At 64.9% G+C, this 26590-nt stretch carries 25 protein-coding genes; 15 read left to right on the top strand and 10 right to left on the bottom strand.

Annotated elements, in window-relative coordinates; all coding sequences use genetic code 11:
* Positions 1-49: 49 nt before the first annotated feature.
* The gene (locus tag CH285_RS11560) at positions 50-1351 is read right to left on the bottom strand and encodes an MFS transporter (RefSeq protein WP_094644185.1); all 1302 of its coding nucleotides are present in this window, start codon (positions 1349-1351) and stop codon (positions 50-52) included.
* A 283-nt stretch (positions 1352-1634) separates the two neighbouring features.
* Between CH285_RS11560 and CH285_RS11555 the strand changes: the two genes are divergently transcribed.
* The gene (locus CH285_RS11555; protein ID WP_094644184.1) at positions 1635-3041 is read left to right on the top strand and encodes an FAD-binding oxidoreductase; all 1407 of its coding nucleotides are present in this window, start codon (positions 1635-1637) and stop codon (positions 3039-3041) included.
* Here CH285_RS11555 and CH285_RS11550 read toward each other — a convergent pair.
* From CH285_RS11550 to CH285_RS11530, 5 genes are all read right to left on the bottom strand, one after another.
* On the bottom strand, positions 3025-4137 hold the full coding sequence (locus CH285_RS11550; protein WP_094644183.1) for a PucR family transcriptional regulator: 1113 nt from the start codon (positions 4135-4137) through the stop codon (positions 3025-3027). The two genes, CH285_RS11555 and CH285_RS11550, sit on opposite strands and share 17 nt — an antisense overlap.
* Positions 4138-4167: 30 nt before the next feature.
* The gene (gene paaI / locus CH285_RS11545) at positions 4168-4536 is read right to left on the bottom strand and encodes a hydroxyphenylacetyl-CoA thioesterase PaaI (RefSeq protein WP_094644182.1); all 369 of its coding nucleotides are present in this window, start codon (positions 4534-4536) and stop codon (positions 4168-4170) included.
* Positions 4537-4559: 23 nt separating this feature from the next.
* Positions 4560-4877 (bottom strand): EthD family reductase, encoded by a 318-nt coding sequence (locus CH285_RS11540; RefSeq protein WP_094644181.1) that lies wholly within the window; start codon positions 4875-4877, stop codon positions 4560-4562.
* Positions 4874-6901 carry a phenylacetic acid degradation bifunctional protein PaaZ gene (gene paaZ, locus CH285_RS11535; protein WP_094644180.1) on the bottom strand — a complete coding sequence of 676 codons (2028 nt, stop codon included), beginning with the start codon at positions 6899-6901 and terminating at the stop codon, positions 4874-4876. Before paaZ ends, CH285_RS11540 begins: the two co-directional genes overlap by 4 nt.
* Before the next feature lie 76 nt (positions 6902-6977).
* Positions 6978-7589 (bottom strand): TetR/AcrR family transcriptional regulator, encoded by a 612-nt coding sequence (locus CH285_RS11530; RefSeq protein ID WP_027494651.1) that lies wholly within the window; start codon positions 7587-7589, stop codon positions 6978-6980.
* 110 nt (positions 7590-7699) lie between these two features.
* Between CH285_RS11530 and CH285_RS11525 the strand changes: the two genes are divergently transcribed.
* The 11 genes from CH285_RS11525 to CH285_RS11475 all read left to right on the top strand — a co-directional run bounded on the left by CH285_RS11525 (position 7700) and on the right by CH285_RS11475 (position 17469).
* Positions 7700-8899 (top strand): thiolase family protein, encoded by a 1200-nt coding sequence (locus tag CH285_RS11525; RefSeq protein WP_032373301.1) that lies wholly within the window; start codon positions 7700-7702, stop codon positions 8897-8899.
* Positions 8896-9618 carry an enoyl-CoA hydratase/isomerase family protein gene (locus tag CH285_RS11520; protein ID WP_094644179.1) on the top strand — a complete coding sequence of 241 codons (723 nt, stop codon included), beginning with the start codon at positions 8896-8898 and terminating at the stop codon, positions 9616-9618. The genes CH285_RS11525 and CH285_RS11520 overlap by 4 nt, the downstream gene beginning before the upstream one ends.
* On the top strand, positions 9615-10466 hold the full coding sequence (locus tag CH285_RS11515) for a 3-hydroxyacyl-CoA dehydrogenase family protein (RefSeq protein WP_032388029.1): 852 nt from the start codon (positions 9615-9617) through the stop codon (positions 10464-10466). Before CH285_RS11520 ends, CH285_RS11515 begins: the two co-directional genes overlap by 4 nt.
* The gene (locus tag CH285_RS11510) at positions 10463-11233 is read left to right on the top strand and encodes an enoyl-CoA hydratase-related protein (protein WP_094644178.1); all 771 of its coding nucleotides are present in this window, start codon (positions 10463-10465) and stop codon (positions 11231-11233) included. Before CH285_RS11515 ends, CH285_RS11510 begins: the two co-directional genes overlap by 4 nt.
* A 153-nt stretch (positions 11234-11386) precedes the next feature.
* The gene (gene paaA, locus CH285_RS11505) at positions 11387-12334 is read left to right on the top strand and encodes a 1,2-phenylacetyl-CoA epoxidase subunit PaaA (RefSeq protein WP_027494656.1); all 948 of its coding nucleotides are present in this window, start codon (positions 11387-11389) and stop codon (positions 12332-12334) included.
* Positions 12331-12693, top strand: coding sequence for a 1,2-phenylacetyl-CoA epoxidase subunit PaaB (gene paaB / locus CH285_RS11500; RefSeq protein ID WP_094644177.1), 363 nt, complete (start codon positions 12331-12333; stop codon positions 12691-12693). Before paaA ends, paaB begins: the two co-directional genes overlap by 4 nt.
* A 28-nt stretch (positions 12694-12721) precedes the next feature.
* Positions 12722-13639, top strand: a complete 918-nt coding sequence (paaC, locus tag CH285_RS11495; RefSeq protein ID WP_094644176.1) for a 1,2-phenylacetyl-CoA epoxidase subunit PaaC — start codon at positions 12722-12724, stop codon at positions 13637-13639.
* A 41-nt stretch (positions 13640-13680) separates the two neighbouring features.
* Positions 13681-14142, top strand: a complete 462-nt coding sequence (gene paaD, locus CH285_RS11490; protein WP_052055184.1) for a 1,2-phenylacetyl-CoA epoxidase subunit PaaD — start codon at positions 13681-13683, stop codon at positions 14140-14142.
* Positions 14142-15236: a 1,2-phenylacetyl-CoA epoxidase subunit PaaE gene (gene paaE, locus CH285_RS11485; RefSeq protein WP_094644175.1), complete on the top strand. Its 1095-nt coding sequence runs from the start codon at positions 14142-14144 to the stop codon at positions 15234-15236. The genes paaD and paaE overlap by 1 nt, the downstream gene beginning before the upstream one ends.
* 18 nt (positions 15237-15254) lie before the next feature.
* A complete protein-coding gene (gene paaK / locus CH285_RS11480; protein WP_027494661.1) occupies positions 15255-16562 on the top strand; it encodes a phenylacetate--CoA ligase PaaK in 1308 nt (435 codons plus the stop codon).
* A 1-nt stretch (position 16563) separates the two neighbouring features.
* Positions 16564-17469 (top strand): helix-turn-helix domain-containing protein, encoded by a 906-nt coding sequence (locus tag CH285_RS11475; RefSeq protein ID WP_032392877.1) that lies wholly within the window; start codon positions 16564-16566, stop codon positions 17467-17469.
* A 30-nt stretch (positions 17470-17499) separates the two neighbouring features.
* Here CH285_RS11475 and CH285_RS11470 read toward each other — a convergent pair whose 3' ends face one another.
* Entirely contained in the window at positions 17500-19029 is a 1530-nt protein-coding gene (locus CH285_RS11470) for a GMC family oxidoreductase (protein WP_094644174.1), read from the bottom strand.
* A 40-nt stretch (positions 19030-19069) separates the two neighbouring features.
* Complete coding sequence (gene styD / locus CH285_RS11465; RefSeq protein ID WP_094644235.1) at positions 19070-20554, bottom strand: phenylacetaldehyde dehydrogenase StyD; 1485 nt, start codon at positions 20552-20554, stop codon at positions 19070-19072.
* A gap of 184 nt (positions 20555-20738) precedes the next feature.
* Here styD and hglS point away from each other — a divergent pair, with 184 nt between their 5' ends.
* Positions 20739-22124 carry a 2-oxoadipate dioxygenase/decarboxylase gene (gene hglS, locus CH285_RS11460; RefSeq protein ID WP_255032453.1) on the top strand — a complete coding sequence of 462 codons (1386 nt, stop codon included), beginning with the start codon at positions 20739-20741 and terminating at the stop codon, positions 22122-22124.
* A 24-nt stretch (positions 22125-22148) separates the two neighbouring features.
* Here the strand turns inward: hglS and CH285_RS11455 are convergent, their stop codons facing one another.
* Positions 22149-23135, bottom strand: coding sequence for an alpha/beta hydrolase (locus CH285_RS11455; RefSeq protein ID WP_094644172.1), 987 nt, complete (start codon positions 23133-23135; stop codon positions 22149-22151).
* A 210-nt stretch (positions 23136-23345) separates the two neighbouring features.
* Here CH285_RS11455 and CH285_RS11450 point away from each other — a divergent pair, with 210 nt between their 5' ends.
* Together CH285_RS11450 and CH285_RS11445 are read left to right on the top strand one after the other, a co-directional pair.
* A complete protein-coding gene (locus tag CH285_RS11450; protein ID WP_027494667.1) occupies positions 23346-23798 on the top strand; it encodes a MarR family winged helix-turn-helix transcriptional regulator in 453 nt (150 codons plus the stop codon).
* A complete protein-coding gene (locus CH285_RS11445) occupies positions 23795-24181 on the top strand; it encodes a DUF5313 family protein (RefSeq protein WP_032367853.1) in 387 nt (128 codons plus the stop codon). Before CH285_RS11450 ends, CH285_RS11445 begins: the two co-directional genes overlap by 4 nt.
* Before the next feature lie 8 nt (positions 24182-24189).
* Here CH285_RS11445 and CH285_RS11440 read toward each other — a convergent pair whose 3' ends face one another.
* On the bottom strand, positions 24190-26565 hold the full coding sequence (locus tag CH285_RS11440; protein ID WP_176458579.1) for an ATP-binding protein: 2376 nt from the start codon (positions 26563-26565) through the stop codon (positions 24190-24192).
* Positions 26566-26590: the final 25 nt, after the last annotated feature.

Raw genomic sequence — 26590 nt, 5'->3', positions numbered from 1 at the left:
ACGACAGCCCCGCAACTCGGCTGGTTGCGGGGCTGTCGTCGTCGTTGGGTCAGACGTTCAGATCCTCGTCCCTACGGTTCTTGATGCGCGAGGTCGCGATGAACGAGATCGCCGCCAGGATCATCAGGTAGATCGAGATCGACATCGAGGTACCCGTTCCCTTGAACAGTGCCTCGGAGATCGTCGGGACGAAGGCCCCACCGAGCACGGTGCCGATGGCGTAGCCGATGGATGCTCCACTGAATCGGACTGCAGCCGGAAACATCTCGGCGTACAGCGCCGGCTGCGGTCCGTAGGCGAGGCCGAGTCCGACAGCGAAGAGACCGAGGGCCACGTAGATCCACTGCAGCTCACCGGTATCGACGAGCAGGAAGAACGGGATGGCGCACAACACCATCGACGCGTTGCCCAGGTTCATGATGGCGGTCCGGGAGTAGCGGTCGGACAGATACGCACCGAGCAGGGTGAACACACCCCACACGAGAGCCGCGAACAGACTGGCCACCAACACGTCCACACGGGCGAGCCCGTGCTCCCTCGTCGAGTACGCGACGATGAAGCCACCGACGATGATGTAACCGTTGCCGTTGTTGCCGACGAACGACAGCGCGGCCAGCATGACCTGCTTCTTGTTGGTACGCCACAGTGCACGAACGGGAGTGTGGTTGCACTCCTTGCGTTCTGCGAGCTCCTTGAACACCGGAGTCTCTTCGACGCGGCGTCGGATGTAGAAGCCGACGAGGATCAGCACGAAGCTGATGAGGAACGGGATACGCCAGCCCCAGGCCTCGAACTGCTCTTCGCTGAGCAAACCGGTGCACAGTGCCAACGTTCCCACCGCAATGAGCATGCCGAGAGGAACACCCATCTGGGTTGCCGCACCGTAGATTCCACGCTTGCCCTTCGGCGCGTGCTCGACGGCCATCAATGCCGCGCCGCCCCATTCGCCGCCGGTCGAGAATCCCTGCAGGATGCGCAACACGATCAGGATGATCGGAGCCCAGATGCCGATGGTCGCGTACGTGGGCAGCAGTCCCATTCCGACGGTGGCCGCGCCCATGAGGGTGAGGGTCGCGATGAGGACCTTCTTGCGACCGATCTTGTCGCCGAAGTACCCCGCGACGATGGCCCCGAGAGGACGGAACACGAAGCTGATACCGATGGTCACGTAGGCGACCAGCTGTCCGGACGAGCCCATGGGCGCGAAGAACAGCTGAGCGAAGATCAACGACGCGGCCTGCGCGTAGATGAAGAAGTCGTACCACTCGACGGTGGTTCCGACCATGCTGGCCATCGCGGCGCGGCGATGCTCACGCGACACCCCGGTGGGCGTCTCGACCTGTGTTGTCATCGACGATCTCGTTTCGTTCGGGCTCCGGCGCTCGTGAGAGCGAGCGACAGTTCGGAGTGACGTGGGGTATGAACAGCGGCGGATTCAGGTAACCGACGAACCGGATAAAACTCACCGTCCATTCGGTCGGTAATTACTGTGACCGGCGCCACCGTAGTTTGTCAAGGTGGTCGCGTGCATAACAAGGCCCTGCCCACACTTCGTCGGAAACTACCGATCGAGACCTCGTGCTTCGTCCGAAACGACGCAGACATCGACAGCGCCACCCGACATACTCGAATCCATGGCTGCTCCGACCACCTTCGTTCTCCATTCGCCGGTCATCGACGAACTGATGCGCGCCCTCGGCGCCGACGCGGTGGTGACCGACCCGGACATCCTGCAAAGCTTCCGGCACGACGCCGCCGCTCTGTGCGAATCCGCCCTACCCCTGGCGGCAGTGCTACCGAGCACCGAATCGGACGTACAGGCGATCATGAAAATCGCATCGGCACATCGCATTCCCGTGGTACCGCAAGGCGCATTGACCGGCCTGGCGGGAGCCGCGAACGCCAGCGTCGGAGCCATTGCCCTCAACACCCGGCGGATGAACAAGATCGTCGAGTTGGACGTCGTCAACCGCACCGCCGTCGTGCAACCCGGTGTCACGAACAAAGAGCTGAAAGATGCTGCCCTGCAGCAGGGATTGACGTACCTCCCCGACCCGTCCAGCTGGGAGGCGTCGACCATCGGCGGCAACATCGCCACCAACGCCGGCGGTCTGTGCTGCGTGAAATACGGCGTCACAGCACGGTTCGTCCGTGGTCTGCGCGTCGTACTCGCCGACGGGCGCGCCACGTTCGTCGGTCGACGCACCGTCAAAGGCGTGGCCGGGCTTTCCCTGGCCGAACTGTTCGTCGGATCCGAAGGCACACTCGGAATCATCACCGAAGCAACCGTAGGACTCGACTTTCCGGCTGCCACTCCGCTGACCATGGCCGCGACCTTCCCGTCGACTGTCGCGGCCGGTGAAGCGGTGACGCAGATCCGGGCCGCCGGTATCACTCCGAGCCTGTTCGAGTTGCTGGACCGCACCACCATTGCCGCGATCGACGCGTACGCCCGGATGGACTTCGGCACCGACGCCGCGGCCGTGCTGATCGCTCAGTCCGATATCGGCGCAGGCTCTGTGCAGGAGCTCGAAGCCATCGCCGCACTGTGCACCGCAGCCGGGGCAACCGATGTAGCCGTTGCCGAGGACGAGGTCGAATCGGAGCAGCTCGTGCAGGCCCGTCGACTGGCGTACCCGGCACTCGAGCGTCTCGGCTCACCGTTGGTCGACGATGTGTCCGTTCCTATTTCGCAGCTCGCCACGATGATCGACGAGGTGGGACGCATCGCCGAGCGCATCGGCATCGTCATCGGCGTCGTCGGCCACGCAGGGGACGGCAACATCCATCCGACAGTCATCGTCGACCCGATGGACCCGTCATCGTTGGTCAAGGCACACCGCGCGTTCGACGAGATCGCGGCATTCGCCCTCTCTCTGGGCGGGACCATTACCGGTGAGCACGGCGTCGGCCTGCTCAAACGCGATCTTCTCGAGACCGAACTCGATTCTGTTGCAGCGGAACTGCAGCGCGGCATCAAGGAACTGCTCGACCCGCATTACCTGCTCAACCCAGGGAAGGTCCTCACCGCCCGATCGTGAGCCGCAGCGACATCCACACCAGTAAACGGGTGTCCACGTCGTCGAGATCGAGACCGAACAACTCCTTGGTACGCCGGAGTCGGTAGCGAAAGGTATTGGGGTGCAGGTACAGCGACGCAGACGCGGCAGCGACGTTGGATTCGTGTGCCAACAACGCCAGCACCGTCGCAGCGTATTCCGTACCTTCCGAGGCATCGCAGGACAGCATCCGTTCGACGGCAGGCAAGGCGAGCGACACCTCGGACAGCGCCTCACCCGCTCTCCGAAGAGTGACCGATACGCGATTATGCTCGAATGTCGTTGTCTGTGCGCCCGTTTCGATCGCGTCGAGTACCCAGTGAGCATGCTTGAGCGCTATCGCGGGACGGGCGTCCGGGCCACCGATCGCGAAGCTCACCGCAGCACCGAAGGCCGCCTCTGCGCGTCGTCGAACCTCCTCTGCCTCCGCAGCGAATGCGCGTTCGTCGTCGGACTCCACCACCAGCAGGACGGTGTTCCCGTCGACGATGCATCCGGAGTCGCCCGCGTTGCCGAACGTGAGCTGCAGCAGACCAGCGAGCTGCACCAACATTTTCTGCGCTCGCGGCGACTCCACTTCTGCGGCCAGAACGGCGTAGCGCTTTCCCGGCGTAGTGACGACCTCGGGATCGGTCAGTAACGCACGCACCCTGGGATTGTCGGCATCGGCCGGATGATGTCGAGCCGACAACAACGGCACTGCAGCTGCGGCCGCACGCGTCAATGCAGCCACTGCCGCAGGGGCCGGCGGACGGATGCCGACACCGGACGCAATGCACCAGATGGAGCCGAGGTACTCCCCGTCGACCGAAACCGCCACCGCCAGACGCGGTAGCGCACCGGCCACATCGACGACGTGCACGGTCGAGCTGCGCCGGAAGTCCGGATCGATGTGATGCACCATGTATCGGGCCGGGACCTGCTTGCCCAGAATCCCGTCGCGCCGCACGTCGTCGATCGGCTGCCCTGGAACGGATGAATACGCAACGACGTAGCCCTGCGGATCCATCACCGACACAGCACCACCCACCGCAGTGGCGGTGGCGTCTGCCAGCGCCGACAGGTCTGCAGTGGTCACCGACTCACAGTACTTCCACGCGCCGGATCGCTAGCGCCCTATCGTGCGACTGTCGCCTCGGAATTCGGCGATCAGCTCGTCTCGGCACGTCACCGACACGTCGTAGATACCGTTGCGGCCGAACCTCGCACGCTCGACGGCGTCGGCGACGAGGACGTCACCGACCTTCGTCGGACGGAGGTACCGGATGTCGCATCGGGCAGCGACGGCCGAGTCCTCGTGCGAGTTGCAGGCCATAGCGAACGTCGTATCCGCAAGCAGGAAGACGTATCCGCCGTGTGTGATGGCGTAACCGTTGACCATGTCCTCGGTCACGACCATCGACATTCTGGCGTGACCGGGTGACAGCTCGATCAGTTCGATGCCGAGCTTGCGGGACGCGGCGTCGACCTCGAACATCTCCCGCGCAATAGGCGAATCGGTCACGGCTGCAGCACCGAACGCTCGTTCTGGGTGAACATCGTGACGCCACCGCTTGCGAAGTTCCGCAGGTCCTTGCCTGCCGCTGTCATCTCGGGTGAACCCAATCCTGCCTTCAGCGACGCCTCGTCCGCGAAGTACAGACTTGCGATTGCGTAGTAGGGCGGCGGGGACTCGTCGAGCGAATCGAGCGTGCCCCAGGTGAAGTCGACCAGGCCGGGAACTGCCCGAGCGAGGGGCACGTGCACCTCGGCGTAGTGCCGATCGAAGGCGGCAGTGTCCTTGGGCATTCCGTAACAGACGGCTACTCGTACGCTCATGACGCGGCCTCGGGCTTCGCGACGAGAGTGAGTACGTCGTAGGTCGCGACGGGGTCACCGTCCTGGTTGACGACCACTGCATCCCAACGCACTTCGCCGTAGTCGGCACTCTGACGAGGGGTGATGAGCTTGGCCGTCAACGTGACCGTCAGCGAATCCTCGGCCTTGACGGGTGTCAGGAAGCGCAGGCTGTCGACGCCGAAGTTCGCCAGGACGGGGCCCGGTGCCGGGTCGACGAACAGCCCTGCGGCCAGCGAGACCACCAGGTAGCCGTGCGCCACGATGCCGCCGAACAACGGATTTGACGCTGCCGCTTCGGGATCGGTGTGCGCATAGAACGTGTCGCCGGTGAATTCGGCGAAGTGATCGATGTCCGCGCGGGTGACCTGTCGTGGGCCACCGACGATGGTGTCACCCAGTCGCAGTTCGCCGAGGTTCTTGCGGAACGGGTGAACGTCCCCGGTCGTCTGCTTCGCCCCGGTGACCCACTTGTTGCCGATGGCCGTCAGCACGTCCGGGGTTCCCTGAATTGCGGTGCGCTGCATGTGGTGCAGGACGCCGCGGATACCGCCGAGTTCTTCACCACCGCCTGCGCGGCCGGGTCCGCCGTGCACCAGTACCGGTAGCGGCGAACCGTGACCGGTCGATTCCTTCGCGTCCTCGGAGTTCAGGACCAGGATGCGCCCGTGATACGGAGCGGTGCCCAGCACGATCTCGCGCGCGATGGCCGAATCTTTGGTCACCAGAGATGCGACCAGAGAGCCCTTTCCGCGGGCGACGAGGTCGAGCAGGTCTGCGGTGCTGTCGTAACCGATGACGGTGGAGACGGGCCCGAATGCCTCGATCTCGTGCGGTTCGGGTGCGCTCTTGTCGCCGGCCTTCAACAGGACCGGTGCCATGAAGGCACCGGATCGTTGATCCACCGCGTCCGGATCGCCAAAGACCACCGATGCGGACTTGGTCAGTCCGCGAATGGATTTGAGGACCTCGTCGCGCTGATCGATGCTGGCGAGGGCACCCATGGTGACCCCCTCGTCCGCCGGATCACCGACGACGACCTTCTCCAGCCTGGCCTTCAGCGCCTCGATGACGGGCTCGATCGAGTCCTGCGGCACCAGTACACGGCGGATCGCCGTGCACTTCTGGCCAGCCTTGGATGTCATCTCGGTGAAGACACCCTTGACGAACAGATCGAACTCCGGATCACCCTGTGTCACATCCGAACCCAGGATGGATGCGTTCAGCGAGTCCGCCTCGGCCGTGAAGTGCAGTCCTTCGCCGACGACGTTGGGGTGTGAGCGGAGGGTCGCTGCGGTGTCGGCTGATCCGGTGAACGCCACCGAGTCCTGGCCGCCGAGGTGGTCGAGTACACCGCGGGCGCTGCCGCACAGCAGCTGCACCGACCCCTCGGGCAGCAACCCCGACTCGATGATCCGTCGGAACACCAGCTCGGTGAGATATGCAGTTTGGCTGGCGGGCTTGACGATCGACGGCACACCGGCGATGAACGCGGGGGCCAGCTTCTCGAGGAAGCCCCAGACTGGGAAGTTGTACGCGTTGATCTGCACGGCGACGCCGCGCCGGGAGGTGTAGATGTGCTGACCGAGGAAGGTGCCCTTCTTGCCGAGCTGCTCGATGGCGCCATCGAGGTAGACCGTCTCGTTGGGGAGTTCGCGTCGAGCCTTGCTCGCATAGCTCAGCACAGTTCCGAAACCGCCGTCGATGTCGACGCCGGAATCGCGGGTGGTGGCTCCGGTGTGCCGGGAGAGTTGGTAGAACTCCTCCTTGCCTGCCAGCAGCGTCAGACCCAGTTGCTTGAGCAGGGCTGCACGCTCGTGGAACGTCAGGGCTGCGAGCGCGGGGCCGCCGACGGTGCGGGCGTAATCGATCATGCCTGCGACGTCGAGACCGCTGGACGACACCCGGGCGATCTCACTGCCGTCGACGGCGCTCATCAGCGGCGTTCCCTCGTCGGTCGCGGAATACCACGTGCCCTGGGCATAGCTTTCCAGAAGTCTGCTCACAACGCCTCCATCTCACCGTACGTTCGGTCGGTAATTACCATCGCCGTCGAACGCCGAGAAGTCAAGACTTGCGTTGCTACGTGCGGCGTAGGCCGTCGAAGGTCAGCGCGACCACGGCGTCGGCCAATTCCTCGACGGATCCCCCGGTGCGCGGGCGGTACCACTCGATGAGCGAGTTGACCGTTCCGAAGACGAGCTTGGACGCCAGAGCCGGGTCGACACCGGGACGCAGGTCGCCCTCCTCGGCGGCGGCGACGACGAGCCCGGTGACGAAGGTGTCGAATTCGCGCCTGCGGGCGAGAGCGCGCCGCTCGACGTCGGTGTTGCCCCGCACCCGCAGCAGCAGCGTCACGTAGGGCAGTTCCGCGCACAAGATGTCGACGCTGCGACGCACCAGGTATTCGAGGCGATCGATGTACCGTCCGGTGGTCGCCCGATCCTCGGTCGTCACGGCGAACAGCGCATTGAGAGCCCGCGACAGCGCGAGTTCGAGCAACTCGGACTTGCCCGATACGTGGTGGTAGATCGACGACTTGGTGATACCGAGCCGCTTCGCCAGAATCTCCATGCTGGTGCCGTCGTACCCACGGTCGTTGAAGACCTTGACCGCCACGGCCAAGAGGGAATCCAGGTCGTATCCCGGCCGCCCTGGCTGTCCGGTCTTGCGCGGCGCGCGTGCGGTTGTCATTGCCACATCTTCGCAGTCGGCGGACGATTCCACAGCACCACGGGCAGCAGACCTTGCCAAACGACCGAATGTTCGGTTATTAATGACGCAACCGACGAAGGAGTTGCGAAGTGGGCGAAGTATTTCTCGTGGCCGGCGCACGTACCCCGCACGGGCGCTACGGCGGTGCCCTGGCCTCGGTGCGCCCCGACGATCTCGCCGGGCTGGTCGTGGCCGAGGCGGTCCGCAGAGCGGGCGTACCCGTCGACCGAATCGACGAGGTGATTCTGGGTGCGGCCAACCAGGCAGGCGAGGACAATCGCGATGTGGCCAGAATGGCGGTTCTGCTCGCAGGTCTGCCCCAGTCGGTGCCGGGATATACCGTCAATCGCCTGTGCGCGAGCGGACTGACCGCAGTAGCCAACGCCGCGAGCACCATTCGCAGCGGTGAGGCCGACATCATCGTCGCCGGTGGCGTCGAGTCCATGACGCGCGCGCCGTGGGTCATGGCCAAGCCCGGGACGGCGTGGGCCAAGCCCGGCGAGATCTTCGATACCTCCCTCGGCTGGCGATTCACCAACCCGACCTTCGCAGCGCACGACGCGGGGACCGACCCCAAGATCACATTGTCGATGGGTGAGACCGCCGAAGAGGTCGCGCTCAGCGAAGGCATCACCCGTGAAGAGTCCGACGCCTTCGCTTTCCGCAGTCAGCAGCGTGCCATCGCCGCCCAGGATGCCGGGCGCTTCGCCGACGAGATCGTGCCCGTCAGCACCAAGAACGGCGAGGTCACCGAGGACGAGACGCCGCGCCGCGGAACCACGTTGGACAAGCTCGGCACCCTGAAGACCGTGTTCCGAAAGGGCGGAATCGTCACCGCCGGCACGTCGTCACCGTTCACCGACGGGGCATCGGCATTGGTGGTGGCCTCGGAAGAAGCCGTGCGCACGTACGGCCTCGAGGTTCGCGGCCGCATCGTCACCAGCGCGAGCGCCGGCATCGCGCCCCACATCATGGGACTCGGGCCGGTCCCGTCCACGCAGAAGGCGCTCACGCGCGCGGGATGGTCGATCGACGACCTCGGTGCCGTCGAACTCAACGAGGCCTTCGCGGCACAGTCCCTCGGCGTCATCCGCCAGCTGAAGCTCGACGAGGACATCGTCAACGCCGACGGCGGGGCCATCGCCCTCGGCCACCCTCTCGGCTCGTCGGGTGCTCGAATTCTGTTGACGCTGTTGGGCCGGATGGAACGCGAGAAGGCCTCCCGTGGGCTCGCGACACTGTGCGTCGGCGTCGGGCAAGGCGTGTCGATGTTGATCGAGGCACCGTGAACACACTCATCGTGGAGGAGTCGACGGACCGCGTTGTCGTCACCCTGAGTCGCGAGAAGCAGCGCAACGCAATCGATTCCGACATGATCGGCGAGTTGCACGAGGTGTGCGCGCTCGTGGAGCAGGATCCCAGGATCGTGATCCTGACCGGAGCGGGCGAGCATTTTGCCGGGGGTGCCGACATCAACCAGTTGCGGGCCCGCACTCGCGACGACGCACTGCGCGGCATCAACCGAAACCTGTTCGATCGCATCGCCGCACTCCCCCTGCCGACGATTGCAGCCGTCCGCGGATACGCGCTCGGCGGCGGAGCCGAACTGTCCTACGCCTGCGACATTCGCATCGCGTCGCCGACGGCCGTGTTCGGCAATCCCGAACCGGGACTGGGCATCATGGCTGCCGCCGGGGCCAGCTACCGGTTACCGACGCTGTTGGGCGTGTCCGTAGCGAAGCAGGTGCTTCTCGGTGGCCGGACACTGGACGCAGAGGTGGCACTTCGGTGCGGCCTGGTGCTGGACGTCGTCGACGAGCCGTTGACTGCAGCGCATTCCCTCGCGGATCGCATTGCGAGACAAGCCCCACTGGCCCTGAAGCTGACGAAAAGGATTCTCGATGCACCCGGTTCGCACCCGTGGGCCGACGACATCGCGCAGGCTGTTCTGTTCGAGACCGAAGACAAACAACGCCGGATGACGGCATTTCTGGAGAAGAAGAAATGACAGCTCCCCGCTCAGTTGGTGTCGTCGGTGGCGGACGGATGGGCGCGGGTATTGCCCAGGTGTTCGCGGCCCTCGGCTCGAGCGTCGTCATCGCCGAAGCAGCCGACCAGACTGCAGCCCTCGGACGAGTCTCGACCGGGCTGGACCGGGCGCACGAGCGCGGCAAGCTCAGCGAGGACCCCGCTGCGATTCTCGCCCGGGTCTCCACCGTCGCCGGCCCCGCGGATCTTCCTGCCGACCTGGACCTGGTGGTCGAAGCGGTTCCCGAGATCCCGTCGCTCAAGGTCGAGGTACTGGCTCTCGTCGACAAGATCGCCGGGCCCAACACGGTCATCGCGTCGAACACGAGCTCGATCTCCATCGCGGAACTCGGCGCAGCACTGAGCGATCCGAGCCGCTTCATCGGGATGCACTTCTTCAACCCGGTTCCGGCGTCGACCCTCGTCGAGATCGTGCGCGCCCCGGCCACCTCCGCAGACGTCGTGCAGCCAGTGCAACAGTGGGTGTCGCTGCTCGGCAAAACCGAGGTGCTCGTCAACGACTCCCCCGGCTTCGCTACCTCGCGGCTCGGCGTCTGCCTCGGGCTCGAGGCCATCCGGATGTTAGAGGAAGGCGTCGCCGACGCCGAATCGATCGACCGCGCCATGGAACTCGGCTACAAGCATCCGATGGGTCCGTTGCGGTCCACCGACCTTGTCGGGTTGGACGTTCGGCTCGCCATCGCAGAACACCTGGCGTCGACCCTCGGCGACAGGTTCACTCCCCCGCAGTTGTTGCGAGACATGGTTGCTCGCGGCGACATCGGACGCAAGTCCGGTCGCGGCTTTCACGATTGGACGAACGCATGACGGTACGGTTCGACGTCACCGACGGCCTGGCGACAATCACCCTCGCGCGCTCCGAGGCACACAACGCTCTCGACGTCATGACGAAAGTCGGCCTGATGTCTGCGGTGCAGAATGCCGCCGCACCCAGCGTGCGCGCGGTGCTCATCACCGCGGAGGGCAAGAACTTCTGCGTCGGCCAGGACCTCGGCGAGCATGTCACCGCGCTCGAAGCCGACCCGGCCACGGCGATGGATACCGTCGGCGAGCATTACAACCCGGTCATCCGAGGGCTCGCAGCGCTCGAGGTGCCGATCGTCGTGGCCATCCCCGGCGCGTGCGTCGGTGCCGGTCTCGGGATCGCACTCGCCGGAGACATCCGCGTCGCCGGCACCAAGTCGTCGTTCGCCACGGCGTTCACCGGCATCGGATTGGCCAGCGACTCGGGGTTGAGCTACACGCTGGTCGACGCACTCGGCGCGAGCCGGGCCGCGGGACTGATGCTGCTCGGAGACAAGCTCACCGCTGCGCAGGCCCTCGACTGGGGTCTGGTGCATCGCGTCGTCGACGATGCCGACGTTCTCGAGACCGCGCGCACGCTGGCCACAATGCTCGCTGCGGGACCCACCCTGGCGTACAAGCAGGTCAAGTCGCTGATCGCGCGGTCCGGACTGTCCGACGCCCTGGACCGCGAGGCGCGGGCGCAGACCGCTCTGGGACAGACCGCCGACCACAAGGCCGCCGTCGATGCCTTCCTGGCGAAGAAGAGAGCCTCCTTCGTCGGCAGGTGAGCGGGAGTGGAGCCTGCGGAACGACCCATGTGAACAGAAACTCGACCCCTGCTACGAACTTTCACGCACGTGCGGCGCAGCCGCTCTTGTGCCCGGGGTCACTTCGAGGCATACTGGTTACCAACCGATCATTCGGTAATGAAAGTAGGACTTATGACCACGTCAAACACCCTGTCCACCGAAACGCTGCAGGACGGGTTCGACGAGACCATTGCCCACGAGCAGCGCGTCGAGCCCCGCGACTGGATGCCGGACGGCTACCGCAAGTCGCTCATCCGCCAGATCGCCCAGCACGCGCACTCCGAGATCATCGGCATGCAGCCGGAGGGCAACTGGCTCACCCGCGCACCGTCGTTGCGCCGCAAGGCGATCCTGATGGCCAAGGTGCAGGACGAGGCCGGCCACGGTCTCTACCTCTACTCCGCCGCGGAAACGCTCGGAGCGGACCGCGCCGACCTGACGGTCAAGCTCATCGAGGGCAAGCAGAAGTACTCCTCGATCTTCAACTACCCCACCCTGACGTACGCCGACGTGGGCACCATCGGCTGGCTCGTCGACGGCGCAGCGATCTGCAACCAGGTTCCGCTGTGCCGCAGCAGCTTCGGACCGTACGCGCGCGCCATGATCCGTGTCTGCAAGGAAGAATCCTTCCACCAGCGTCAGGGCTACGAGCTGCTGGCCACGATGATGCGCGGCACCGACGAACAGCGTGCCATGGTCCAGGAATCCGTCAACCGATGGTGGTGGCCTGCACTGATGATGTTCGGCCCGCCGGACGACGAGTCCCCCAACACCGAGCAGTCCATGAAGTGGGGCATCAAGCGCCACACCAACGACGAACTGCGCCAACGCTTCGTCGACATGTCGATCCCGCAGGCGAAGGCACTCGGAGTCACGTTCCCCGACCCGGACCTGAAGTGGAACGAGGAGCGCAAGTCACACGATTTCGGTGAGCCCGACTGGTCCGAGTTCATGCAGGTGATCAAGGGCAACGGTGCCTCCAACGTCGAGCGCATCGCGAACCGTCGAGCAGCTCACGACGGCGGAGCCTGGGTCCGTGAGGCCGCAACCGCATTCGCCGAAAGGAACGCAGCATCATGACAGAATTCACGGCCGAGGGCGGCCACGGCGCAGTTCCCACCGACAACGTGCCGGTGGATCCGAAAAGAGAAGCAGTAAAGGCTGATTGGCCGCTGTACGAGGTGTTCCTACGCGGCAAGCGCGGCCTGAACCACGTACACGTCGGATCACTGCACGCTGCCGACGACCACATGGCCCTGCGGCATGCTCGCGACGTCTACACCCGCCGCAACGAAGGCGTCAGCATCTGGGTGGTTCCGTCCAACTCGATCGTCGCGTCGTCGCCGTCGGAGAAGGATCCGTTCTTCGCACCGAGTGGCGACAAGGTCTACCGCCACCCGACGTTCTACGAGATCCCCGACAACGTTCCCCACATGTGAGACCCATACTCCCAGAGGACAAGCACTCATGACCGATCACGACAGCGCCTACGAGGGCCTCGTCGACGAGGACTCGCACGGGCAGTGGGCATTCGGGACGAGCTTCGACGACCCGCTCGCCGGAGTCGACACCACCGTTCCCGACTACGTCGACCTGAAAGCCCTTGCCGCGTACTGCCTCATGCTCGGTGACGATGCGCTGATCAGCTCCCAGCGCCTCGCCGAATGGAGCACTCGCGCACCGGAACTGGAAGAAGAGGTGGCGCTGGCGAACGTCGGCCTCGATCTCCTCGGCCAGGCCCGGCTGCTACTGGCCCGCGCCGCAAAAGCCGATCCGACGGTGGTGCCGTTCATCTCGGACCCCTCCCCCGCACCCGCCGAGGATGCGCTGGCGTTCTTCCGCGACGAGGCAGACTTCCGCAACGTCAGACTCACCGAGCTCGACAACGGCGACTTCGCGAAATCGCTGGTTCGGCTCCTCGTGTTCTCGACGTGGCGGCTCGCCGTCTTCACTCGCCTGCAGGAATCCCGCGATCCCGTTCTTGCCGCAGTTGCGAACAAGGGCGTCAAAGAGCTGACGTACCACCGCGATTACGCGGCACGCTGGGTCGTCACCCTGGGCTGCGGCACCGACGAATCGAAGCGACGCGTCCACGACGCCGTGACTCGGATCTGGCCGTACGTCTCGGAATTGTTCATCCCGACGGACGAGGAGATCGCACTCGCGAAGGTCGGTGTCGCCGTCGACCCTCGCGATGTTCGCGACGAGTTCGATTCGGTTCTCGCACAGGTCCTTCACGCCGCAGAACTCGAAGCGCCCGAGGGCAAGTCCGTGGGCACCATCGGCGGCCGCGGTGGTCGTCGCGGCATCCACACCGAGGCCTTCGGCCCGTTGATCGCTGAGATGCAAGTCGTGGCGAGGGCCCATCCGGAGGGAGTCTGGTGACCACTCTTCAGCGAACGGCACGCGAGATCGCAGCTACCGTCATGGATCCGGAGATGCCGCTGCTCACCCTCGACGACCTCGGCGTCCTGCGCGACGTAGAGGTACGCGAGAACGGCAGCGTGCTCGTCACCATCACTCCGACGTACTCCGGCTGTCCCGCCATGGCGACGATGCGGGACGACATCGCTCACAAGCTTCAGGACCACGGCTACGCGGATGTCGAGATCGTCACCAGCCTGACGCCGGCATGGAGTACCGACTGGATCTCCGAGGAGGGCCTGCGCAAGCTGCGCGAGACCGGCTACTCCACTCCGGGTCCGGCCCCGGAACGTACATCCGGCCCGGTGCCGCTGACCTTGACCGTCAAACCCCGTCAGCTCACCTGCCCGCAGTGCAGCTCGCGCAACACCCGGCTCACGTCCGAGTTCGGCGCCACCCTCTGCAAAGCCCAGTACCGGTGCGACGACTGCCTCGAGCCCTTCGACCACGTGAAGGAAATCTGATGACCGTCACCGCCGAGCCTGTTCAGAAGAATCTGCGCAACAAACCTTTTCATTCACTGACCGTTGCCGACGTGGAACCCCTCTGCGACGACGCCGTTGCTGTCACGTTCGACGTCCCGGAAGAATTGCGCGAAGAGTTCGACTTTCGCCCGGGCCAGTCACTGATGCTCAGCCGCACCGTCGACGGCGTCGAGCACCGCCGCTCCTACTCCATCTGCGCCCCGGCCGGTGCGCGTCCCCGCGTCGGTGTCCGTGAGGTGTCCGACGGTCTGTTCTCCTCCTGGCTCGTTCACGACGTCAAAGCAGGCGACCGTATCGACGTGCAGGGCCCGAGCGGCACCTTTCACGCCGATCCGGCCCAGGCCGGCAGGCACGTGCTCATCGCCGCCGGTTCCGGTATCACCCCGATGTTGTCGATTGCGGCGTCCGTTCTGGCGAATCCCGACTCCGAAGTGGTTCTGCTGTACGGCAATCGACGGACGCGAACGGTGATGTTCGCCGAGGAGATCGCCGACCTGAAGGATCAGTACGGCAGTCGATTCGACGTCATTCACGTGCTGTCTCGCGAGCCACGGGAAGTCGAATTGTTCAGCGGCAGGCTCGATGCCGGCCGGCTACGCGAGATACTCGACACCGTCGTCGCAACCCCGGACATCGACCACTTCTGGTTGTGCGGTCCGTTCGGGATGGTGAACGATGCCCAGGACGTTCTGAAGGAACTCGGCGTCGCGAAGAGCAGCATTCACCACGAACTGTTCTACGTCGACGACGTACCGCCGCCGCAGGAGCAGCACCACGAGCCCGGTATCACCGGCCCCAGCAGTGAGGTCACGATCATCCTCGATGGCCGCGAGGTGAAAGGCGCTTTGCCGCAGGACGAGTCGATTCTCGATTCGGCCGAGCAGCTGCGATCGGACCTCCCCTTCGCATGCAAGGGCGGAGTGTGCGGCACCTGCCGCGCGAAGGTGACCTTCGGAGAGGTCGACATGCGTCGTAACTATGCATTGGAAGACAACGAGGTCGATGCCGGCTTCGTGCTCACCTGCCAAACCTTCCCACTCAGCGACACCGTCACCGTCGACTTCGACGCCTGAGACCACGAGAGACCGATCATGACCAGTGTGCTGTCCGCCCCCACCGATACCCCCGACATCGAGTTCGCCTCTCGGGACCGCATTTCCACGCTGCAGTTGGAGCGCCTGCGATGGTCGCTGCAGCACGCGTACGACAACGTTCCGCACTACACGAAAGCATTCGACGACGCCGGGGTGCATCCGACCGATCTGAAAGACCTGTCGGATCTGGCGAAATTCCCGTTCACCGCCAAGAAGGACCTGCGGGAGAACTACCCGTTCGGAATGTTCGCGGTGCCGCAGGACAAGGTCTCGCGCATCCACGCGTCCTCGGGCACCACGGGTAGGCCGACAGTGGTGGGGTACACCGCGAACGACATCAGCAACTGGGCCGACCTCATCGCGCGCAGCCTCCGCGCCGGTGGTGTCAAGCCGTCGGACAAGGTGCACGTCGCCTACGGTTACGGTCTCTTCACCGGCGGACTCGGCGCACACTACGGCGCAGAACGACTGGGCTGCACCGTGATTCCAATGTCAGGCGGTATGACCGATCGTCAGATCCAGCTCATCGAGGACTTCGAGCCCGACGCCATCATGGTCACGCCGTCCTACATGCTCACGATCGTCGACGCGATGGTCAAGAAGGGCATCGATCCGGCGAAGACCTCACTGAAAACCGGAGTCTTCGGCGCGGAGCCCTGGACCGAGGAGATGCGCAAGGAGATCGAGAAGACTCTCGACATGGACGCCGTCGACATCTACGGCCTGTCCGAGGTCATGGGACCGGGCGTCGCGATGGAATGCGTCGAAACCAAGGACGGACTCCACATCTGGGAGGATCATTTCTACCCGGAGGTCATCGACCCGGTGACCGGCGAGGTTCTGCCCGACGGCGAGGAGGGTGAATTGGTGTTCACGTCCTTGTCCAAGGAAGCGATGCCGATCATCCGCTACCGCACCCGCGATCTGACGCGACTGTTGCCGGGCACGGCTCGCACGATGCGTCGGATGCAGAAGGTCACCGGCCGCACCGACGACATGATCATTCTGCGCGGGGTCAATCTCTTCCCGACGCAGATCGAGGAGCTGATCTTGACGGTTCCCGTTCTGGCACCGCAGTTCCAGTGTGTGCTCGAGCGTGCCGGACGCATGGACTCACTGACCGTCCTCGTCGAAGCCCGACCCGATGCCGCGCTCGACACGCATCCGATTGCCGCAGCAACGCTGAAGAAGCTGGTCAAGGACCGGATCGGCGTCAGCGTCGCGGTTGACGTCGTTGCACCGGCGGCCCTCGAGCGTTCCATCGGTAAGGCCCGCCGCCTGATCGACAACCGTCCGACCGTATGACATGAGCCCGGTGGCACAGGATTTCGAGCAATGGCGCGAGAACGTCTCGACGGCGTTCGTGCCGCTCGACGCTGTGTCCACCGGGCCGTCGTCGTTCCAGGGCACGCTGGTGTCGTCAACGCTCGGGGCGCTGCAACTGAGCGAGGTGACCGGCCGGGAGGTCGACGTCAGGCGCACACGCGCGACCATCCGTCGGTCCGACCCCGGATCGATCAAGGTGGGTCTGCAACTGACGGGGTGCGGCACGATCGTCCAGAACGAGCGCGAGGCCGTGCTCCATCCTGGCGACTTCGCGGTCTACGACACCAGTGCCCCTTACGATCTGCACTTCGCCGGGGACTTCGAGATGTTCGTGGTGATGTTTCCACGCGACGCGCTCCGCATCGATTCCCGTGACTTGACGACCGTCGCGGCGCGTCGCATCGAGGGCGATCACGGCGTCGGTGCGCTGGTGTCGCCGTTCCTGTTCAATTTGCGTCGCAACGCCGCCGACGGCACATTGCCGACGACACCGATGCTCGAGAACGCCGTCCTCGATTTGCTCTGCGCCGCTCTCGACGACGCGGCTCCCCACGATGCGCCGGGATCCACACTCCTGATCGAGGCCAAGAGTCTCGTCGAATCTCAGCTGTCCGATCCGACACTGTCCACGGCGTCTCTCGCTGCGCACCTGCATATTTCGACGCGCTACTTGCAGAAGCTCTTCGAGCAGGACGGTCGCACGGTGGCCGGTTGGATCAGATCCAGGCGACTGGAGAGGTGCCACCGCGATCTGCGTGACCCTCGTTTCGCCGCAGACAGTATCGGAACCGTCTGTGCGCGTCACGGTTTGATCGATTCCTCGAACTTCTCGAAGCTGTTCAAGGAGACGTACGGTATGTCGCCGCGGGAGTATCGCGCCGGGTGAGAGCGCACGCCGCCCTCACCCGACCACGAACTACTTTCCGAGGATCAGATCCGAGGCCCGCTCACCGACCATGATGGACGGCGCGTTGGTGTTGCCCGACGGCACCGTGGGCATGATCGACGCGTCCGCCACGCGCAATCCATCGACCCCGCGGACCCGAAGGTCCGCTCCGACAACGGCATCGGAGTCCGACTCGGCTCCCATCTTGCAGGTGCCGACCTGGTGGTGGTACGTACCGGCAGTCTGTCGGACGTATGCCCGCAGGTCGTCGCGGGTGCGGGCGCTCGGTCCCGGAACCACCTCCGCCTTGCGCCACGGCGCGAAGGCATCGGAGGCACCGATCTCCCGGCAGATCTCCACCGCGTCGACCATCGCCTCGAGGTCGTACGGATCGGCCAGGATGTTCGGATCCGCCAGCGGCAGTTCATTCGGATCCGAGGACGCCAATCGCAGCGTGCCGCGTGAACGCGGAGCCACGATTCCCGGAGCGATCGTGTAGCCGTTCTCCGGCACCGGGTATCCGTCGGCGGGGTAGGGGATGTGCATGAACAGGGGCTGCAGATCGGGTGCAGCGCCGGCCCATCCGGTACTGCGGGCGTACAGCTGCGCTTCGAGCAGGTTGTTGGTACCGGCTGCGAGCGGCTCGAGGGACTCGTAGATGTTGCTGAGCAGCAAATGGTCGTGCAGGTTTTCGCCCACCCCCGGCAGGTCGACGACTGTGTCGATTCCTAGTTCAGTCAAATGTGCGGACGGTCCGATTCCACTGAGCAGCAGGGTCTTCGGAGATCCGAGGGCTCCGCCGCACAGGATGACCTCGTGATCGGCGAACGCTCGCTCCAGCTCGCCATCTCCGCGGCTGTATTCGATGCCCACCGCTCGGCCGTTCTCGAGCACCACTCGGTGCACGAGAGCACCGGTGGTCAACGTCAGGTCGGGATTGTCGAGCACCGGGCCGACGAAGCTCTTCCAGGCACTCATCCGCTCACCGTCGCGTGTGGTGGTGTGGTTGTAGCCGGCACCGACCATCTCGTCGGCGTTGAAGTCGTCGATGAGCTTGTGCCCGTGCTCGACGGCCGCGTCGACGAAGGCTGCCGCCAGCGGATGCGGGGTACCCATGATGGACACCGGCAGTGGCCCGTCACCGCCGTGGAACTCGTTGGCACCGAGCTCGTGTGACTCCAAACGCTTGAACAGCGGCAGCACGTTCTCCCACGACCATCCGGCGTCACCGCTGGCCGATGCCCACCCGTCGTAATCGCTGGAATGCCCACGTACGTAGATCATTCCGTTGAGGGACGAGCTGCCACCGAGAACGCGTCCGCGTGGCCAGAAGATTCGCCGATCGTTGGCGTGCTTCTGCGGGGTGGTGAACAGTCCCCAATCCTGCGGTCCGCCCAACAGCGTCGGCCAGCCCTGCGGTGAGTGGATCGCCGGATCGGTGTCCACGGGACCGGCTTCGATCACGTGGACGGTGTGTCCCGCGTCGAGGAGCCTCCTGGCGATGACGCTTCCTGCTGATCCTGCTCCGACGACGACGTAGTCGGTCGATTTCTTCGGCATGTCAGTCCTTGCTGTTTCGTTGCTGCACGAGGGAGTCGGGCTACAGAACTACGGTGACGACCTTCTCTTCGGTGTTGGCCTCGATACCGGCCCACCCGAGTTCTCGGCCCGTGCCACTGGACTTCATGCCGCCCCAGGGGAGAGCGGGATCGATTGCAGCCCAGCCGTTCACCCACACCGCGCCGGAACGGACCTGCGCGGCCAGTATGTGCGCCCTCGACACGTCGCGGGTCCAGATCGAAGCGGCCAACCCGTACACGGTGTCGTTGGCAATGGAGATCGCCTCGTCGGCCGTATCGAACGGAATTACCGTTCCGACCGGTCCGAAAATCTCCTCCTGGGCGATCTTCATGTCGTTGTCGGCATCGGCGAAGATCGTCGGCTCGACGAAATAGCCGGCACCGTCGGGACGTCCGCCACCGGCCGCGACTCGAGCTCCGCCGTCGCGTCCCGTCTGGATGTACCCCAGCACACTGTCTCGTTGCTTCGCGTTGACGAGGGCACCCATCGTCGTCGACGGATCGAACGGATCGCCCAGCACCTGAGCCGAGGCCGCTGCGGCCAATCCGTCCACCACCTGTGAGTACAGCGAGCGATGCACCAGCACTCGGGTTCCGGCCGCACACACCTGGCCCTGGTTGAAGAACAGTCCCATCGCGGTTCCGTTGATCGCCGCGTCGAGATTCGCATCCTCGAGAATGATCTGCGGGGACTTGCCGCCGAGTTCGAGCGTCGTCCGCTTGAACGTGTTGGCAGCCTTCTTCGCGATGAGCTTGCCGACCCGGGGGCTGCCGGTGAAGCTGATCTTGTCGACGTCAGGATGCCCGACCAAGGCGTCACCCGTCACTTCACCCAGTCCTGGAACAACATTGACCACTCCGGCCGGTACTCCTGCCTCGTCGATCAGTCGAGCCAGGTGCAGGATGGACAGCGGCGCGTCCTCCGGCGGCTTGACGACGACGGTGTTCCCCGCGGCCAGCGCGGGAGCAAGCTTCCACGCCGCGATCATCAGCGGGGTGTTCCAGGGAACGATCATGCCGATGACGCCCACCGGCTCACGGACGGTGTACGAGTGCGTCGGCTGCCCGAAGTAGCCCGCAGTGGGGATGGAGCTGCCGGTGATCTTGTCGGCCCAGCCCGCGAAGTGCCGGAAAGTGGCTGCAGCATTGGGGATGTCGAGCATTGCCGGTTGACCGACCGGCTTGCCGACGTCGAGAGCTTCGAGTCGAGCGAGAAGGTCACCGTCCCGCTCGATCAGATCGGCCACCCGATTGAGCAGCTGGCCCCGGACTGCCCCGGGGGTAGCACCCCACTCACCACCGAGCTGGGCACGGGCCGCACGCACCGCTGCGTCCACGTCCGACGCGGTGGCTGCGGCAATCTCCGCCAGGGGTTGCTCGGTGGTCGGGTTCAAGTCGGTGAAGGTTCCTCCGTCGGATGCACCGTGCCACTGCCCCGCGATGCAGAGCTCGGTGGCGGTGCCGGTCGGCAGCGACGGTGCGGCCGTTACCTGTACTGCGGTCATGTGTTTTCGCTCCTTCTCGGTGCCGTGTGCAGGCACCTCTCGCATGTCTGCTCCAGACTGCGCCCGGGCGAACGCGCCGGTCTTGTGTGATCGCGCACACATTGTGCGGTAGATGCGCACAGTCGCGAGAGTGCAGCAGGCAGTCGAACAGGTTCCGTGCCGGCGACGAAAAGCGCAGTATGAGGTGGTGAACGTGACACCGACGCAATTGCGAGCGCAGTTCGCCCTTCGTCTGTCGACTTTGTACGGGCGGGAGGTTCCCGCGTACACGACGCTGTTGGATGTCACCGCGTCGATCAATGCCGACACGATGCGCACCAGCGGTGCCGATGCGGAACGTTTCGGCTCCATCGATCGCGTCACCGCCGAGCGGCACGGGGCGATTCGGGTCGGCAATGCACGTGAGATGTCGCAGGTGGCAATGATATTCGGTGCCATGGGCATGTATCCGGTGGGTTTCTACGATCTGCGTGACACTGCGTCGAGTTCGATTCCGGTGGTGTCGACTGCGTTCCGGCCGATCGATCCGGCCGAGCTGGCGATCAACCCGTTCCGGATCTTCACCTCGATGCTGGTGGCGTCGGATCGACGGTTCTTCGACCCGGATCTCGGCCGTCGCCTGGCGGAATTCCTCGATCGCAGAACACTGTTCCCTCCGCTACTGCTCGAGCTGGCAGCCACGTGCGAGAGGGACAACGGCCTCGCAGCGGAGGAGTCCGCTACCTTTCTGGACCTCGCGACGGCGGCGTTCGCGTTGTCGACCGACCCTGTCGACAGAGCGTGGTACCGCGAACTCGCGGCAGTCTCGGCGGTGGCCGCCGACATCGGTGGTGTCTCCTCCACCCACATCAACCATCTGACACCGAGGGTTCTGGACATCGACCTTCTGCATCGCCGTATGGGAGAGCACGGGGTGGCGATGATCGACACCATCCAGGGCCCTCCTCGTACGTCCGGTCCCGGATTGCTGTTGCGCCAGACGTCGTTCCGAGCGCTGGACGAGCAGCGGATGTTTCTCGACGAGAACGGCAACGTCGAACCCGGCCATCTACGGGTGCGGTTCGGCGAGGTCGAAGCCAGGGGCGCGGCAGCTACCGCACTCGGACGACGTCGCTACGACGAGTATCTGGATCGACTCGATACCGAGGAACCCGAGGACGCGTCCGCACTGTGGTCGTCGCTGGTGCCGGACGACGAGACACTGTGGATGGCAGAAGACCTCGCCTACTTCACCTTTCGAGTCACCGGGACCAACCCGTCCGCTGCAGACCGGGACGGTGGCCTCGTCGATCTGGTCAGGTCGGGTGTTCTCGCGGCCGACCCGATCGTGTACGAGGACTTCCTGCCCAAGTCGGCGGCGGGCATCTTCAGGTCCAATCTCGAATCCGACGGCACACGCAATTCCGACAATACCGCGGCAGCCTTCGATGCGGAGGCGATGGAAAGCGTTCTGGGACGGACCCTGCACGACCCGTACCGGATCTACGACCGCCTCCGAGACCAGTCGGTGACGCTAGTCGAGAAGCACCTCGGCCTGACGAAGCCTCTCGACTGCCCATGGACCCACTGAGCAATCGGCCCGAGATACCGAGCGTCAGCCCGAGATACCGAGGGATCCGGCGAGGGTCGGCCAACTCTTCGGTAGCTGCTCCACCCAGTACGGCCACGAGTGCGTTCCGGTCTCGGTGAAGTCGAACGTTGCAGGAATGTTCAACTGGCCGAGCCGATCCGCGAGTCGGTGTGTGCAGTAGTTGGACCCGACCTCGATGAGGCCACCGACCACCACCCTGTCCCATCCCGCTGCAGTGTCGAAGCTTTCGTGACGTCCGGGAGCGCCGGTTCCCACCGACACGTAGACATCGGTACCGCGCAGACTTTCGGCATTGGCCACCGAATCATGTTCGGCCCACGCAGGATCGAAGGGTCCGCCCCACATGTTGTCGGCATTGCCGCCGAAAGCTGCGACGATGGCTCGAATACTGGCCTGGCCCAACGGCTCGGCGGACGCGAAGCAGCCGCTGTACGACGCCACGCCGGAGTACACGTCCGGGTTACGTGCGGCGAGCATCATCGCCGATTGTGCGCCCATCGACAGTCCCGCGATCGCGTTGCGGCCGTTGCCGTCCACGGCCGCGTCGATCAGCGGAGGTAGTTCCTCGGTGAGAAACGTTTCCCACTGGTACCGGCCGAGTTTCGGGTCGTCGCGCTGCCAGTCGGTGTAGAAGCTGCCTGGCCCGGCCAACGGCAGGACGACGTTGACTTTCTTGTCGGCGAAGAACTCCGCTGCCTGCCCCTTCCGCAACCACATGCTGTTGTGCGGATCCTCTTCGCCGATGCCGCTGAGCATGTACAGCGTCGGACGCGGTCCGGTCTTCACCGCGGGCGTGAGCACCTGCACTTCGACGACGGCCCCCATAGCGGGTGAGTCGACCTTCAGCGTGCGCAGCGTGTCGGATGCCAGGACGGTGTCGACGATGCGGGCGGAGGGGGCAGCCGGCTCGGCGGATGCGATACCTCCCGAGGCGATCGACAGGGACAACGCTGCGACGAAGACAGTGGTGGAGATGCGTCGGCGACGCATGGCGATCCTCTCGGGATTATCACGGTAAGGGTGAATCGAGGTGCAGCATTGCACAATTGCGCGCCCGGTAACACGTTGTGGGCAAACTTTCACCACTGCCGCAGACTCGATACCCGATCGAGGTGGCGAACCTGTACCTCCGCCCTTTTTCGTCCCTTGAGTCGTACACGAACAATTCGTGCACTAATCAATTCTGATACTCTGGCCATCGTGACCACCACCGAGGATCCACTCGCGCTCGATCGCCAGGTCTGCTTCGCCCTGGCCGTCACCAACCGGGCTGTGCTGTCGGTGTATCGGCCGTTGCTCGAACCGATGGGCCTGACCCATCCGCAGTATCTCGTGATGTTGGCCTTGTGGGGCGAGTCGCCGATGTCGGTCAAAGCGATCGGCTCAGCGCTGCAACTCGACTCGCCCACCCTGTCCCCGCTGCTCAAGCGTCTGGAATCGATGGGCCTGCTCACTCGCACACGCAGCACGGAAGACGAGCGCATTCTGCTCGTATCCCTCACCCCCGCCGGAGCCGCTCTCCGCGCCGAAGCCGAAAAGATTCCATCCGCGGTCGTGGCGAGACTCGGTGCGTCACTCGACGAACTGGAGCAGTTGCGCCGCGTCCTCACTCGCGTCAACGACGCGGCGATCGCAGCAGGAGCACTGACATGAGCGCACGACCCCAGCGCACCCGTCCGAACGCCGGCCAATGGTTGGGCTACGCCGTCCTGGGCCGCAAACTCCCCGACTCGATGCAGGATTGGGTTCGACGCGACCTCGTCGGCCCCGGCGCGACACCGCGTCACATCCTGCGCTCGATGATCCCGTTCCTGCCCATCTTCATCGGGTTCTTCGTGCTCTTTCCCGGCGCGATCTGGTTACGTGCCTCGATGGTCCTGTTGGCCCTGCTGCTCGCGCTGTTCTACACCGCCGCATACATGGACCAGAACCGCGCTCGTCGTCTCGAGATTCACGGACTGCCCGCCGATCTGAAGAGCGAGAAGAAGACGGCGGAACTCGAACGCGAACGCGAGAACTACCGCCGCAACCACTGACCGGCCGGTCAGTGGTTGCGGGCGAGGCCGGCGGTGAAGTCGTCGGCGATCATGACGGCCAGATCCCGCGTCTTGCGGTTGGTGTTCTGTGAGAGTTCGGTCAATTGCGTGAACGCGGCGTCCGCGTCGATGCGGTACACCGACATGAGGATGCCGACGGCTCGGCCGATCGTGCCGCGGGTCTCGAGCGCCGTACGCAGTGTCGCGGCCTGATTGCCGCTCTCCGCGATCAGCTGCTCACGCATCCGTGACAGTTCGAGGTGCACGCGAACGCGCGCGACGAGTTCTCGGTCGTGGAACGGCTTGACGATGTAATCGTCGGCACCGCGTCCGAGTCCGTCGAGCACAAAGTCGGTTCCCGCACGAGCGGTCAGCAAGATGACCGGTACTCGCCTCAAGTCGGCGTCGCCGCGGATGTCGTCCACCAGATCCAGACCACTGCGCCCCGGCAGCATGACGTCGGAGAGCACGAGCCCCGGCAGCATCGTCCGGGCACGATCGAGAGCGGTCTCGATGTCCCCCGCTGTCGAGACGGACCACCCTTCGTCGGTCAGCAGGCGCGCGAGGTAGTTGCGCATGTCGACGTTGTCCTCGACGAGCAGGACGTCGGCGCGATCGGTCGTCTCGGGAACGGGCTCGATCGAGGGGAAGATCGCCGAGATCGGATCGGCCGGAGCGCCGGGTCGATCGACAGCGGCAGCTTCTGCGGGCAACCGCGGCACCTGCACGGTGAAGGTAGTCCCCCGGCCCACGTCGCTGTCGACGTCGATGCGCCCGTTCAAGGCGGTCAGCAAGTCCGTCACCAGGGCAAGCCCGATTCCGGACCCTTCGATGCTGTGCGCGCCTTCTCGTTCGACGCGGTGGAACCGGTCGAAGATTCGAGGCAGGTCCTCGGCCGGAATTCCCAGTCCGGTATCTGCGACCACGAGCCGAGCGGTATTCTCGTCCGCGACCAGACGAACCGACACCCGTCCGGCCGGGGTGTACTTGACGGCGTTGGCGACGAGGTTGAACACCACCTTCGACCACATTTCGGCGTCGGTCAGGACCACGACGTCCTCGGCCGCATCCACGACGAGCTCGAGCCCCTGCGCCGACGCGACGGCCGAGAACATCGTCGCGCAATCGCGTGTCACCGAGCCGAGGTTCACCGGCTCGGGTCGAGAGACGAGTCGGCCGGCCTCGGCATTGACGATGTCGAGCAGGTCGTCCACCAACCTGCGCAGCCGCATCGACGCGCGATGAACGACGTCGAGTGATTCGCGGTCGTTCGCGTCCAGCACCGAAGCAGCGTTCTCGCGTACCGAATCGAGCGGGCCCGTCAGCAACGTCAGCGGGGTGCGGAATTCGTGCCCGACGTTCTCGAGCAGCCGAGTCTTCGCAGCATCGGCGTCGGCCAAGGCCGCCACCCGGCTGCGCTCCATCTCGAACGCGTGCGAGGCCGTCAGTGCGGTGGACAGGCGTTCGGCGACGACGACGCAGAACGAGGTGAAGGCATCGTCGATCACCCGATGGCTGCTCACTCCGATCAACAACGCCCCGACCGGCTGTACCCGACCGGCCATCGTCAACGGCACGACGACGGCCTGCGGAACGTTGCCGTCCACCTGCACGGTCGCGCAGGCGACCGTACCGTCGGCAACGCGAGAGATGTCGGCGCACTCCCACGTCGCAGCCTGGTACCCGGCGTCGCCGCCGGTCACGACACACTCCACCGGGCCGTCCGCATTCAGATCTTCGCGGAGGTAACCGGCGACGAGGGGAAACTCCGATGCTTCGGCCGCGAGCACACCCACTGCCGCACGGCAGATGTCCACGGCACCGTCGGTGTCGTTGCCCGTCAGCGTGCCCAGGCTCAGCAACGCCTGCATGCGGCGTTCGCCGAGGAGCTGCTGGGTGACCTCCGACGTCGCGACGAACACGCCGAGGACCGCGCGCTCGGGACCGTGAATCGGACTGTACGAGAAGGTCCAGTACGTCTCTTCGAGGAACCCGTACCGATTCATCATGAACTGTTGGCGAGCACCGTGCACCGCAGTGCCGCCGTCGACGACCTGATGGGCCAATGCGCCGATCTCGTCCCAGATCTCTGCCCAGCAGTCCCTGGCCGGCTGCGCTGCGGCGGCGGGAAACTTGTCACCGAGAAAATCGGTGTACGAGTGGTTGAAGATCTGGACCAGGTGCGGCCCCCACCAGATCAACATCGGGATGGTCGACGGCATGACCGTGCGGATGGCCGCGATCAATTCGTACGGCCATTGCTCCACCGGTCCCAGCTCTGTGGAGCTCCAATCCAGCTCGCGAAACCGAGCCTCGGTGGCATTGTCACCGGGAAACAGCTCGTCGAGCCGAGCCGAACCGGGACCGGGTACTGCGGGATTCATGGCCTCGTCCTTAGTCACATGCGGC

This window comes from Rhodococcus sp. 05-2256-B1, assembly GCF_002258465.1.
Lineage (GTDB): Bacteria > Actinomycetota > Actinomycetes > Mycobacteriales > Mycobacteriaceae > Rhodococcoides > Rhodococcoides fascians.
Note: the sequence above shows the minus strand (reverse complement) of the source record. Positions and strands in the feature narration are given on the sequence as shown.